This is a genomic window from Peptoniphilus senegalensis JC140 (genome assembly GCF_000321025.1).
In the GTDB taxonomy this organism is placed as follows: Bacteria; Bacillota; Clostridia; order Tissierellales; family Peptoniphilaceae; genus Peptoniphilus_A; species Peptoniphilus_A senegalensis.
The window spans coordinates 789,909-802,412 of sequence record NZ_HE610717.1 but is presented as its reverse complement, the minus strand read 5'-3'; the positions used below and the strand labels follow the sequence as shown (position 1 = coordinate 802,412).

Here is a 12,504-nt window from a genome sequence, read left to right as displayed (position 1 = left end):
AGTAGATGAAGTACTCATATATAGATTTGTTTTGTGGAGCAGGAGGGTTGTCTTTTGGATTTGATAAAGCAGGTTTTGAAAATATTTTTTCTGTTGAAATTAATCCAGAGTTTGCTAAAACATATAAAAAGAATTTTCCTTCACACAAATTGCTTGTAGAAGATATAAGAGACATATCTAATGATACAGTAAAGGAATTGGTTGGAGGTAGAGAAATTGATATCATTATTGGTGGACCTCCATGTCAGGGTTTTTCCATAGCAGGAAATATAGGTAGGACATTCATTGATGATGAGAGAAATAGACTATTTAAAGAGTTTGTAAGATTTGTAAGTGAAGTAAATCCTAAAATGTTTATAATGGAGAATGTGGCTGCCATGGCGACCCATCTGAAAGGTAAAACAATAAAGGCTATTGTTGATGCATTTGAACATGCAGGTATGGGATATAAAGTAAAATGGGAAGTCCTAAATACTGTTAATTATGAAATAGCCCAAGAAAGAAGAAGAATAGTTGTTGTGGGTGTTAGGTCTGATTTGGATACAGAGTTTAGTTACCCAACTCACAGCACCATTATTAAAACTATAAAAGAGGTTATTGGAGACCTTCCACCATTAGCAAGTGGAGAGAAAAGCAATATTCCTAATCATATTGCAATGTCTCATAGTGAGCAGATGCTTGAAAAAATGAGCTATATAAAAGATGGTGGAGATCGTTATGATATCCCTGAAGAGCTTAGACCAAAGTCTGGAGATGTTAGGAAATATATAAGGTATGATAGCACAAGACCTTCTGTTTGCGTAACTGGTGATATGAGAAAGATATTTCACTATGAACAAAACAGAGCATTAACATGTAGAGAGTTGGCAAGAATTCAATCTTTCCCAGATAGTTTCGTGTTTGAAGGTAAATCAATTCAAATACAACAACAAATAGGAAATGCTGTACCACCAAAGTTGGCAAACTTTCTTGCAGAGCAGGCAAAGGAGACACTTGATAATGCATAAATATCCTAAAGTTAATTACATTGGAAACAAAGAAAAGCTTGTTCAATGGATTATATCTGAAATGCCAGTAAAAAAAGGCAAAGTACTTGATATTTTTGCAGGTGGTTGTTCTGTATCATATGCATTGAAAGATGCTGGATATGAAGTGATTGCAAATGATATTTTATATGCAGATTATATAATAGCAATGGCACTGATATCCAATGACACAGTAGCGATTAGCGATGATGTGTTTGAGACTAAAATAGACTCAAGAGAGGTGTCCTCTATTCGAAACAAAATATCTTTTTTAGAGGATAGATTATATTATCCAGATGAAGTAGATGAATTGGCAAGGTTAATTGCCATCTCTGAAAAGCTTGATGATAGTCAAAAGTATTTGTTCTTAGCATTGGTTCGTAGAGCGATGATTCGAAAGCTACCATACTCGAGAATGAATGTTCCTTGGAATCAAATTCAGCAATTGCGTGATGAGGAATATAGCTATCGAAAATATAAGAGAAAAAGAGCATATCATAATCAGACATTTGAAAGTCATATGAGAGAGAATATGAATGAGTACAATAGTGCTATATTTCAAGGAAGATCATGTGAAATATATAATGTTGATGTAATGAGGTTGGCAGAAAATATCTCGAAAGTTGATGTAGTTTATATGGATCCACCATATCCTTCAACTATGAATAATTACGATGCGTTTTATGGATTGTTTGATGAGATGTTTTCTAAAAGAGCAACGCATATGGACTTTACAAATAAGAGTAATTTTTTGAATAATCTTGAAGAACTAATTAAAGTTTTGAAGAATAAAACAAAGTATATTGTATTGAGTCAAAATACAAGAGTTCAGCCAGGAATGGAAGAGATAATGGAAATGTTATCAAAATATGGCAAGGTAGAGCTTAAAGCGAAAAAACATAATTATCAAGTTACTGGAAAAGATAATAAAAATTCAAGTAAAGAATTATTATTCATTTTGAAATTGTAAAACAAGATATTGTGTGCCAAGAGGTAGCAAGTAATCTTAACAGAAAACTTGCTACCTTTTTTTGTGCAACAAAAAAATTATGGCGAGATAAACTTAAAAGTTAAGATTAATTTAAAAGATAATGAATAAAGTTTATATAAAAAAAGTGCATCAACTTAGTTTTAAAAACTAAGCTAATGCACAAAATAATCTTATAAGAAAAATTTCCCTTACATAAGATAAATTATTTTACCTTGTCAATATAGTCGCCGTAGCCTTCTTCTTCCATTTTATCAAGTGGAATAAATCTCAGTGATGCACCATTTATGCAATATCTTGCACCACCTTTATCTATAGGGCCATCGTTAAAGACATGGCCAAGATGGGAATTTCCATTTTTACTTCTAACTTCAACTCTACTCATGTGAAGTGATTCATCACTTTTATAATTTATATTTGAGTCAATTGGTTTTGTAAAGGAAGGCCATCCACAACCTGCATCATATTTATCCTTTGATGAAAATAGGGGCTCACCACTTACTACATCCACATATATTCCATCTTCATAAAAGTTGTCATATTTAGATGAAAATGCTCTTTCAGTTTTATTTTCTTGAGTTACATTATACTGCTCTTCTGTAAGTTCTTTCTTTAATTTGTTTTTATCTCTTTCCATCAATTCACTTTTTGATTCAAGTGGCTTTGATGCCAATGCCAAATTTATATGGCAATATCCTCCTGGATTTTTGTCTAAATAATCTTGATGATAATCTTCTCCAAGGATAAAATTATTCAAAGGTGCAACCTCAACGGCAATTTTTTCATCATAATTTTCTTGTTTTTGTCTTATTATTTCATTGATTACAAGTTTGTCATTTTTATTTGTATAGTATATGCCAGTTCTATATTGTCTCCCTTTGTCATTGCCTTGTTTATTTATAGAAGTTGGATCAATTATTCTAAAGTAATGCTCCAAAATTTCTTGCAAAGAAATAATATCTTTATCATAAATTAATTTTAGAGTCTCTGCATGATCTGTCTTTTTTAAATTACTGTAGTTAGTTGAATTTGTTTTGCCATTTGCATATCCAACAGAAGTATCAATGACTCCAGGGATTTTTTTGAAATAACCTTCAACTCCCCAAAAGCAACCGCCAGCTAAATAGATTTCATTTTTGTTTTTTACATGGCTTATTTCTGCCTTTACTTCTTCTTTCTCAAGCTCATTTGAACTTATTATTGGATCTTTTTTTAAGAACTTAAAACTTATAGTAATTAAAAGAATAAGTAAAAGACCTATAAAAAATACATTTTTATTCATTTTATCACCTCATAATATTTTTTTAAGAAATACCCGACTCAAAATTAATTTAAACTAATTTAAAATTGAAATTATTTAAGAAATGGTTAAAAAAAGATTAAGAATTATACGATTTAATAAAAATCAATTTGGTTTTAGTAATTGAAGCTGAAAAAATACAAAACTGCAATATCATTTTAATATAAAGAAAAGAGCTGAGATGGATTTATCTCAGCTCTATTGCTATATCAGAAATATTTTATTTTTTAAATTGTTTTAGAAGATTTAATATTTTAAGAAGTAAAACAATTTTAATCACATGTAAAAGAGTGTAGGGAATAAGACCTGTTAAGATTGTCATAGTCGCTTCATATTTTTCCATAAAATCACATCTCCTTAAATAGCTCTTTTAATTTATTTAATATTAAAAATAAAAGGATAATCTCAATTATGTTAAAAAGATAATGAGGTTGAATCAGAGTAAGGAATTTTATTATTTGCATTTTCATAATTATGCTCCTCCATTAAAAATCTTAGTAAAAATATTTCCACAAAAATTTTTCGTCTCCATTTTTATATCTATATAAGTTAAAGTACATTTTTACACCTTCTTATGAGCTTTATATTGTAGAAAATTATAGGATTTATTATTTTATTGATTTACCACATTATACCACAAAAAAAGAAAGTAAAGCTTTATAAAAAATTAATGGATAATTTTATTAAATTAAGCAAGAATAAATATTTATAAAGACCTTCTAGTAACTTCAACTCTTTTCTTTTTATGGTATAATTTAAGTGTTAAATTTTAAGTACAAATCGAAAATAAGAGGTGTAATGTGAAAAAAACTATTAGAGATTTTGATTTTAATGATAAAACTGCTCTTGTTAGAGTTGACTTTAATGTCCCTATAAAGGATGGCAAGGTTACTGGCGACGATAGAATTGTAAAGGCTATTCCAACTATTGAATATTTAATTGAAAATGGGGCTAAGGTAGTTCTTATGAGTCATCTTGGTAGACCTAAGGGAGAATACAAGGAAGAGTTTTCTCTTGCTCCTGTTGCTAATAGGGCTGCTGAACTTTTAAAGAAGGATGTAAAATTTATCCCTTCAAAGGAAGTTGTTGACGAAAAAGTTATAGAAGAAGTTAAAAATCTTAAAAAAGGAGAAATTGCTCTTCTTGAAAATTTAAGATTTGTTAAGGGCGAAGAAAAAAATGACCTTGATTTTGCAAAAAAACTTGCTTCACTTGGAGATATTTTTGTAAATGATGCCTTTGGAACTGCACACAGAGCTCACGCTTCAAATGTTGGTGTGACAGAATTTTTGCCTTCTTGTGCAGGACTTTTAGTTGAAAAGGAAATTAAATATTTTGAAGAAGCCCTTAAAAATCCAGAAAAACCTTTTGCTGCAATTCTTGGTGGTTCAAAAGTTTCTGATAAAATTGGCGTAATCGAAAATCTATTAGAAAAAGTTGACACACTTGTAATTGTAGGTGCAATGGCAAATACTTTCTTAAAGTCCAAGGGTCTTGAAGTTGGTAAATCTCTTGTGGAAGATGACAAATTAGACCTTGCCAGAGAAATTATGGCTAAGGCAATTGAAAATCATGTGGAATTAATTCTACCAAAAGATGTAATTGTAGCTCCAGAACTTTCTGAAGATGCAAAGGGAACTTTAAAAGATGTAGAAGATGTAAGTGAAGATGACATGATCCTAGACATTGGTAGTGTTAGTTTAAAAGATATTGAAGGATCTCTTGAAAAAGCAAATACTCTTGTCTTAAATGGACCTTGCGGAGTTTTTGAAATTGAAGAATTTTCTCATGGAACTATTGAACTTGCAAAAATTTTAGCAAATCTTGATGCTACAGTAATTGTCGGCGGTGGAGATTCTGTTGCTGCAGTTGAAAAGGCTGGTGTTGCAGATAAACTTACTCACATTTCCACTGGTGGCGGTGCAAGTCTTGAAATGCTTGAGGGTAAAAAACTTCCTGGCATTGAGGCAGTTGAAGAAGCATGAGAAGAAAATATATTTGTGGAAATTGGAAGATGAACAAGACTTCTTCTGAAGCAAGAAATTTTGCAAAAAAAATCAATGAATTTGATTTTAAAAATGTAGATGTCCTTCTTGCTCCAAGTTTTATTTCTCTTGAAAGTTTTAAAAATAATATAAGCGAAAAGATTGAAGTAGCGGCACAAAATATTTCTCAGTTTGACGATGGTGCTTATACTGGCGAAGTTTCAACTTCTATGTTAAAGGATATTGGCGTTAAAAATGTCATCATTGGTCACTCTGAAAGGCGAGAAAAGTTTTTTGAATCTAATGAAATTGTTAATGCAAAGGTAAAAAGGGCTCTTGTAGATGATTTTCATGTGATTCTTTGCCTTGGCGAATCTCTTGAAGTCAAAGCTCAAAATAAAGAATTTGATTTCGTAAAAGATGAACTTCTAAAATCCCTTGATGGAATAGAAAACATTGAAAATATAACCATTGCTTATGAGCCAATCTGGGCAATTGGCACTGGAAAAACTTGCTCATCAGAAGATGCTGAAAATATGTGCAGAGAAATAAGGGGCATAATAAATAAAAATTACGGAGAAGTTTCTGAAAAAATTAGAATTTTATACGGTGGATCGGTAAAACCATCTAATGCAAGAGAAATTTTATCTGAGGATAATATTGACGGAGTTTTAGTTGGTGGAGCAAGCCTTGATGTAGATAGTTTTGTTGAGATTATTAAAGCTGGTGAAAGCCTATGAAACCAACAATGTTAATAATTTTAGATGGACTTGGCATAAGAGACAGCCAAGTAGGTAACGCAGTTAAGCTTGCTAAGACTCCAACTATTGATGAATTATATAAAAGTTGTCCTCACACAGAAATTTTTGCTAGCGAAGAGTATGTAGGACTTCCCCATGGACAAATGGGGAACTCTGAAGTTGGACACTTAAATATTGGTGCAGGTAGAGTTATCTATCAAAATCTTACAAAGATTACTGAAGCCATAAAATCTGGAGAATTTTTCAAAAATCCTGAATTTAAAAGAGCAATTGACAATGCAAAAAAGAACAATTCAAAAATTCATCTAATAGGGCTTGTCTCAAAGGGTGGAGTGCATTCACACTTTGATCACCTTTTGGCTCTTATCAAGTTAATGGCAGATGAGGGAATAGAAAAAACTTACATCCATGCAATTACAGACGGCCGTGATGTTTCGCCTCACGCTGCTATAGATGACATAAAAGAACTTCAAGATGAAATCAGAAAAATTGGCAATGGAAAAATTGCCACAATTTCTGGAAGATACTATGCTATGGACAGAGACAACAGATGGGAAAGAACTAAAAAATATTATGACAATTTAACAAGCCATGCTGAATTTGTTGATGAAGATATTTTAACTTATATAAAGTCTTCCTATGACAAAGACATCACTGATGAATTTTTACTGCCAGCAAAGTTTGTAAAAAATTCTGAAATAGAAGACGGAGACTCAATTATAATTTTCAACTTTAGACCTGATAGAGTTAGACAAATTACAAGGGCCTTAGTTGATGATGATTTTAAGGGATTTGAGAGAGAAAAAATTAAGACGACTCTTGTTACAATGACAGACTATGATAAAGATATAAAAAATAAATTTGTTGCCTTTAAGGACGAAATTCCAAGGGATACTTTGGGAGAAATCTTAGAAAAAAATAAAATTAAGCAACTAAGAATTGCCGAGACAGAAAAGTATGCCCATGTCACATTCTTTTTTAATGGAGGAAGAGAAAATCCCTTTGAAGGAGAGGACAGAGTTCTTATTCCTTCGCCAAAGGTTGCAACTTATGACTTAAAGCCAGAGATGTCTGCCAATGAAGTGACAGATGCCGTAATTGAAAAATTAAAGGAAGACAAGTATGGCACAATCATTTTAAATTTTGCAAATACAGATATGGTTGGTCACACTGGAGACTTAAAGGCAGCCATAAAAGCTGTGGAAACAGTTGATGGTAATTTAGCAAGAATTTTAAAAGTCTTAAAAGAAAAAGATGGCGTGGCAATAATTACTGCTGACCATGGAAATTGTGAATGCATGATTGATGAGGAAGGGAATCCTGTTACAAGTCACACTACAAACCCTGTGCCAGTTTTTCTTTTTAATAAAGATGCAAAACTTAGAAGTGGCGGTGCACTTTGCGACTTATCGCCAACAATTTTAAAGATTATGGGAATTGAAAAGCCGGAGCTTATGACTGGTAAAAGTCTATTTTAAGTTATAAATTATTTTAATTAGGAGGAATTATGAGTTTAATTGATTACGTTTATGCGAGAGAAGTTCTTGATTCAAGGGGAAATCCAACAGTTGAAGTAGAAGTTGGCACAGTTAATGGTGGCTTTGGTTCTGCTATTGTGCCAAGTGGGGCATCAACTGGTGTGCACGAAGCTGTTGAACTTCGCGACGGAGAAGAAAGATATAATGGCAAGGGCGTTGAAAAGGCAGTTAATAATGTAAATGAAAAAATTGCAGAAGAATTAATTTGCTTTGATGTCTTTGACCAACTTGGCATTGACAAAATGCTAATAGGACTTGATGGCACAGAAAACAAGGGAGAACTTGGTGCTAACGCAATCCTTGGAGTTTCTCTTGCAGTTGCAAGAGCTGCAGCCAATGAAGCAGGACTTCCACTTTACCAATACCTTGGTGGAGTAAATGGAAAGACTTTGCCAATTCCAATGATGAATATAATAAATGGTGGCGAACACGCTGACAACAATGTGGATATCCAAGAATTTATGATTATGCCAATTGGAGCAGAAACTTTTAAAGAGGCACTAAGAATGGGCGCAGAAGTTTATCACGCCCTTAAAAAAGTTTTAAAGGACAAGGGGCTTTCAACTGGAGTTGGCGACGAAGGTGGCTTTGCACCAAATCTTGAATCTAATAAAAAAGCCTTCGACTGCATACTTGAAGCTGTAAAGGTAGCAGGTTATGAACCAGGTAAGGACATTGTCCTTGCAATTGATGCAGCAGCTTCAGAATTTTATGATGGGGATAAGAAAAAATATGTCCTTGCAGGAGAAGGTCGTGAATTTACATCAGAAGAACTTTCAAAATTCTATCAAGAACTTGTAAATGAATATCCAATTTATTCAATAGAAGATGGACTTGCAGAAGACGATTGGGAAGGTTGGAAGCACTTGACAGAACTTATTGGCGACAAGGTTCAATTAGTTGGTGACGACTTTTTCGTTACAAACACTAAGAGACTTCAAGAAGGAATTGAAAAGAAATCTGCAAATTCAATTTTAATAAAATTAAATCAAATTGGAACAATTACAGAAACCCTTGATGCAATTGAACTTGCAAAGAGACATAATTATACAGCAATTATTTCTCACAGGTCAGGAGAAAGTGAAGACTCAACAATTGCTGATTTAGCTGTTGCAACTAATGCAGGCTTTATTAAAACTGGAGCACCAGCAAGATCTGAAAGAGTTGCAAAATATAATGAACTTCTTCGCATAGAAGATGAACTAGGCGACCTTGCAATTTATCCTGGATTTGATGCTTTCTTCAATTTAAAATGAAAATTTATTTTATAAGACACGGCGAGGCAGAAATTTATGCAGATGATGACTTCAAGAGAAAGCTAACAACTCTTGGCAAAAGAAAATTAGAAGTTTCTTTTACAGCTTTTGCAAATAATTTAAAGGACAAAAGAAGTTTTAAAATCTATTCATCGCCTCTTGAGAGGGCAAAGGAAACTGCAGAGATTTTGGCAAAACATCTGGACTCAAAATATGAGATTAAAGACTATCTTGCCGGAGCTAGGATAAAAGACATATTAAAAACTTTAGATGAAAATGAAAATTATATTTTTGTATCTCATGAACCTTTTATATCAAATTGGATTTATCAACTAACAGGCGAGATGAAAATTATTTCAAGGGGAAGCATAAATTTAGTTGAAATTGCTCCAAAGGATTTTTTGAGTTAAGATTAAAGAATATTTGAAAATATAGTTATTATTTGATAAATATTTAATATAAGAATAATTATTAGGAGGAAAATTATGAATAAGAAAATTACTATGGCATCAGTTGCACTTCTATCACTAACACTTGTTGGATGTGGCGGAGCAAAAAACAAGGCAGAAGAAAATGCTCCAAAGGAAAACAACAAACAAGTAGAAGCAACTAACAATGCTAAAACAAATGAAGAAGCAGTAGCTCTTAAAGACGGAACTTACACAGGAAAATCATCTGATGACGATTACGGCGGACATATTGAAGTAACAATTACAGTTGCTGACGGAAAAATTTCTGACACTGTAGTTAAAAACCTTCAAAAAGATGGTACTGAAAAGGGCGAAGAATATGGTAAAGAAGCTGGAGAAGAAGGACACAAGACTGCACAAATGACACTTGAAGCTTCACAAGGATATGGAAAAGAACTTACAGAAAAGGGTTCAGTTGAAGAAGTAGAAGCAGTAACTGGCGCAACTCAATCATACAACCAATTCGTAGAAGCAGCAAAGGATGCAATCAATCAAGCAAAATAAATAAAATAATTTTGAAACAAAGCACTGACAGATGTCGGTGCTTTTTATTTCATAGCATATCATAGCATGAACAATCAAGAAATGTAATTTTATTTTTGTTAAACTCTATTTCAGAAAGGGAGTGAGAGAATGAATTGGATACAAGGAATACAAGCTGCCATTGATTATGTTGAAGAAAATATAAGAGATAATATTGATTTTGAAAAAGTTGCAAAAAGAGCGTATTCTTCATCTTTCCATTTTCAAAGAGTGTTTAGTATTCTATGTGGCTTTTCTCTTGGAGATTATATTCGAATGAGGAGACTTTCTCTTGCAGGCGAAGAACTTTCAAAGGGAAATGCAAAAATTATAGATATTGCCTTAAAATATGGATATGAATCGCCAGAAAGTTTTTCTCGTGCATTTACAAAATTTCATGGAATTTCTCCAAAGGAAGCCAAGAAAAGTGGAAATGTAAAAATTTTTACTCCCTTATCTGTAAAGTTAATTCTAACAGGAGGTAGCAAGATGAATTACAGAATTGAAAAAAGAGATTCTTTTCAAATTGTTTGTAAAAGAAAAAAAGTTGAAAAGCCTATGTCGGGAAGTGGAAGTGAAGAAATTAATGAAATGTGGAAGGAGTGTTCACAAGATGGAAGTCTAAATAAGTTAGTTTCATATATCCCACAAAATTCTGCTATGAATGGTTTACTTGGCATTTGTTTTACATCTGAGCTAGTATCGGATAATTTTTCTTATGGAATAGGTGTTGAATATGATGGTAGAAAAGTTGATGAAAATTTTGAAATTGTCACTATACCAAAAAATACTTATGCAGTTTTTACAAGTAAGGGTAAGATGCCCGATGCTTTTATAGAAACTTACAAAAGGATTGTCACAGAATTTTTTCCACAGAGCACACAATATGAATATGCGTCTAATGTAGAGTTTGAAGTTTATTATTCAGATGATATTTTAAATCCAAATTATGAGTGTGAGATTTGGATTGCAGTAAATGAAAAATAATTTAATAGTTTTTTTTCTTTGTCCTTATAATGAAACATTACTTATAAGGGCATTTTTGTTGACTAAAATTTAAAAATCTATTAAAGTAATTAGAAATTTTTTAAAATTTATAAATTATGATAAAATTTGTTTATAAGATTGTGTTAGGTGATTAAATGAAAAAAATAATTTTAATAGAAGACGATGAAATTTTATCAAATCAAATTTATAAATATTTGTCTGCAAATAATTTTGATGTGGAAATTTGTAAATCTTATAAAGAGGCAATAAATAAAATAAATAATTATTTTGACTTGGCGATTCTTGATATAAATTTGCCTGATATTGATGGAATTAACTTATTAAAAATTTTGAGAAACAATAATATCCGTGTCATAATCACAACAGTGAAAAATGATGAGAAATTTATCGTGAGAGCTTTAGATAATGGAGCTGATGATTATATTACAAAACCCTTTAAGCTTTCGATCCTAAGAGCGAGAATCGATAAAACCCTTAGAACTGCTCTCGTTAAAGATGATTTTATTAGCTTTAAGGACCTAACTTTAAATAATAAGGAAGGAAACTTTTATTATAAAAATAAAAGATTAGATTTGACTTCACAGGAATTTCAAGTAATGAAATTATTTATAAATAATCCCAATAGAATTTTTACTAGAGAATTTTTACTAGAGAGATTTTGGGATAGGCGAGAGAAGTTTGTCAACGATAATACACTTACTGCTACTGTTAAAAGAATAAGAGATAAAAGTGACAGAGACATTATTAAGACAATTCGTGGAATAGGTTATAGGATGGACTGATGATTTATTTATTTTACTTTGTGAGTTTATTTGCTCTATATTATTTTTTAAAGAAAAGACAAAAGAAAAGAATTGAAGAATTGGAAGAACTTATAGATAGGCTGGGAGAAAAAAATTATTCGATTCCCATGGTGCAAGATGACTTTTCAATCCTTGAAGATAAAATTTATAAAATTTTTATAGAACTTGTTGAGGCGAGAGAAAGCCTTGAGATAAATTCAAAAAAACAAATTCAAAACTTAGAAGATATTGCCCATCAAATAAAGACTCCAATTACTTCAATGTTTTTTGATTTGGAGATGATCGATAAGGATGAGGACAATAAAAAAGAAATTGAAAGACTTGAGCTTCAACTTGAAAGGCTTAACTCTCTTGCTGATATTTTATTAAAGCTATCTAGTCTTGATGCAAATATAGATAAGATGGAGAAGAGAAAAGTTTTGATTTCAGAGATACTTGACTATGTTTTGGATATTTTAAGGAAATCTATTGATGAGAAAAAGGTAAAAGTTATTTGTGACTACGAGGATTATGAGATAAAAGTCGATTACTATTGGACCTCTGAAGCCCTAATAAATATTATTAAGAATGCCTTAAGCCTTGATAGACTTACAAAAATTAAAATTTCTACAAATAAAAATCCGATTTACACAGAGATAATAATTGAAGATGACGGTGGAGGTATTAAAGAAGAGAACTTCAAAAAAATATTTGAAAGATTTTATAAGAGTCCTGACTCTAAGGGATTTGGCATTGGACTAGCTATGGCAAAATCAATTGTTGAGGCGAACAATGGAGATATATCTGTAAAAAATGGCAAAGATGGTGCGATTTTTAAAATTAAATTTTACAATGTCACTTAAAAGTCA

At 31.7% G+C, this 12,504-nt stretch carries 13 protein-coding genes; 11 read left to right on the top strand and 2 right to left on the bottom strand.

Annotated features, from left to right (window positions below):
* The first annotated feature begins 5 nt into the window (after positions 1-5).
* Complete coding sequence (locus tag PTSHG_RS03780) at positions 6-1,007, top strand: DNA cytosine methyltransferase (RefSeq protein ID WP_026088832.1); 1,002 nt, start codon at positions 6-8, stop codon at positions 1,005-1,007.
* Positions 1,000-1,995 (top strand): DNA adenine methylase, encoded by a 996-nt coding sequence (locus tag PTSHG_RS03775; RefSeq protein ID WP_019107563.1) that lies wholly within the window; start codon positions 1,000-1,002, stop codon positions 1,993-1,995. Before PTSHG_RS03780 ends, PTSHG_RS03775 begins: the two co-directional genes overlap by 8 nt.
* Before the next feature lie 223 nt (positions 1,996-2,218).
* Here the strand turns inward: PTSHG_RS03775 and msrB are convergent, their stop codons facing one another.
* Both msrB and PTSHG_RS10215 read right to left on the bottom strand, forming a co-directional pair.
* Positions 2,219-3,295 (bottom strand): peptide-methionine (R)-S-oxide reductase MsrB, encoded by a 1,077-nt coding sequence (gene msrB, locus PTSHG_RS03770; protein WP_019107562.1) that lies wholly within the window; start codon positions 3,293-3,295, stop codon positions 2,219-2,221.
* A gap of 238 nt (positions 3,296-3,533) precedes the next feature.
* Positions 3,534-3,656 (bottom strand): hypothetical protein, encoded by a 123-nt coding sequence (locus tag PTSHG_RS10215; RefSeq protein ID WP_019107561.1) that lies wholly within the window; start codon positions 3,654-3,656, stop codon positions 3,534-3,536.
* A 457-nt stretch (positions 3,657-4,113) separates the two neighbouring features.
* Between PTSHG_RS10215 and PTSHG_RS03755 the strand changes: the two genes are divergently transcribed.
* The 9 genes from PTSHG_RS03755 (at position 4,114) to PTSHG_RS03715 (ending at position 12,498) form a co-directional block, all read left to right on the top strand.
* Positions 4,114-5,298, top strand: a complete 1,185-nt coding sequence (locus PTSHG_RS03755; RefSeq protein ID WP_019107559.1) for a phosphoglycerate kinase — start codon at positions 4,114-4,116, stop codon at positions 5,296-5,298.
* Positions 5,295-6,038, top strand: a complete 744-nt coding sequence (gene tpiA / locus PTSHG_RS03750) for a triose-phosphate isomerase (RefSeq protein WP_019107558.1) — start codon at positions 5,295-5,297, stop codon at positions 6,036-6,038. Before PTSHG_RS03755 ends, tpiA begins: the two co-directional genes overlap by 4 nt.
* Positions 6,035-7,537, top strand: a complete 1,503-nt coding sequence (gpmI, locus tag PTSHG_RS03745; RefSeq protein WP_019107557.1) for a 2,3-bisphosphoglycerate-independent phosphoglycerate mutase — start codon at positions 6,035-6,037, stop codon at positions 7,535-7,537. Before tpiA ends, gpmI begins: the two co-directional genes overlap by 4 nt.
* Positions 7,538-7,566: 29 nt before the next feature.
* Positions 7,567-8,853: a phosphopyruvate hydratase gene (gene eno / locus PTSHG_RS03740; RefSeq protein WP_019107556.1), complete on the top strand. Its 1,287-nt coding sequence runs from the start codon at positions 7,567-7,569 to the stop codon at positions 8,851-8,853.
* Positions 8,850-9,263 (top strand): SixA phosphatase family protein, encoded by a 414-nt coding sequence (locus tag PTSHG_RS03735; RefSeq protein WP_019107555.1) that lies wholly within the window; start codon positions 8,850-8,852, stop codon positions 9,261-9,263. The genes eno and PTSHG_RS03735 overlap by 4 nt, the downstream gene beginning before the upstream one ends.
* A 75-nt stretch (positions 9,264-9,338) precedes the next feature.
* Entirely contained in the window at positions 9,339-9,827 is a 489-nt protein-coding gene (locus tag PTSHG_RS09190) for an FMN-binding protein (protein ID WP_019107554.1), read from the top strand.
* Positions 9,828-9,956: 129 nt separating this feature from the next.
* The gene (locus PTSHG_RS03725; protein ID WP_019107553.1) at positions 9,957-10,832 is read left to right on the top strand and encodes an AraC family transcriptional regulator; all 876 of its coding nucleotides are present in this window, start codon (positions 9,957-9,959) and stop codon (positions 10,830-10,832) included.
* Between the two features lie 155 nt (positions 10,833-10,987).
* Positions 10,988-11,635: a response regulator transcription factor gene (locus tag PTSHG_RS03720; protein WP_019107552.1), complete on the top strand. Its 648-nt coding sequence runs from the start codon at positions 10,988-10,990 to the stop codon at positions 11,633-11,635.
* Complete coding sequence (locus PTSHG_RS03715; protein WP_019107551.1) at positions 11,635-12,498, top strand: sensor histidine kinase; 864 nt, start codon at positions 11,635-11,637, stop codon at positions 12,496-12,498. Before PTSHG_RS03720 ends, PTSHG_RS03715 begins: the two co-directional genes overlap by 1 nt.
* The last annotated feature ends 6 nt before the right edge of the window (positions 12,499-12,504 follow it).

Bases quoted from the DNA above. Each gene is read 5' to 3' on its own strand.
- PTSHG_RS03780 (WP_026088832.1), top strand. From the start codon at position 6: ATGAAGTACTCATATATAGATTTGTTTTGTGGAGCAGGAGGGTTGTCT.
- PTSHG_RS03775 (WP_019107563.1), top strand. From the start codon at position 1,000: ATGCATAAATATCCTAAAGTTAATTACATTGGAAACAAAGAAAAGCTT.
- msrB (WP_019107562.1), bottom strand. From the start codon at position 3,295: ATGAATAAAAATGTATTTTTTATAGGTCTTTTACTTATTCTTTTAATT.
- PTSHG_RS10215 (WP_019107561.1), bottom strand. From the start codon at position 3,656: ATGGAAAAATATGAAGCGACTATGACAATCTTAACAGGTCTTATTCCC.
- tpiA (WP_019107558.1), top strand. From the start codon at position 5,295: ATGAGAAGAAAATATATTTGTGGAAATTGGAAGATGAACAAGACTTCT.
- gpmI (WP_019107557.1), top strand. From the start codon at position 6,035: ATGAAACCAACAATGTTAATAATTTTAGATGGACTTGGCATAAGAGAC.
- eno (WP_019107556.1), top strand. From the start codon at position 7,567: ATGAGTTTAATTGATTACGTTTATGCGAGAGAAGTTCTTGATTCAAGG.
- PTSHG_RS03735 (WP_019107555.1), top strand. From the start codon at position 8,850: ATGAAAATTTATTTTATAAGACACGGCGAGGCAGAAATTTATGCAGAT.
- PTSHG_RS09190 (WP_019107554.1), top strand. From the start codon at position 9,339: ATGAATAAGAAAATTACTATGGCATCAGTTGCACTTCTATCACTAACA.
- PTSHG_RS03725 (WP_019107553.1), top strand. From the start codon at position 9,957: ATGAATTGGATACAAGGAATACAAGCTGCCATTGATTATGTTGAAGAA.
- PTSHG_RS03720 (WP_019107552.1), top strand. From the start codon at position 10,988: ATGAAAAAAATAATTTTAATAGAAGACGATGAAATTTTATCAAATCAA.
- PTSHG_RS03715 (WP_019107551.1), top strand. From the start codon at position 11,635: ATGATTTATTTATTTTACTTTGTGAGTTTATTTGCTCTATATTATTTT.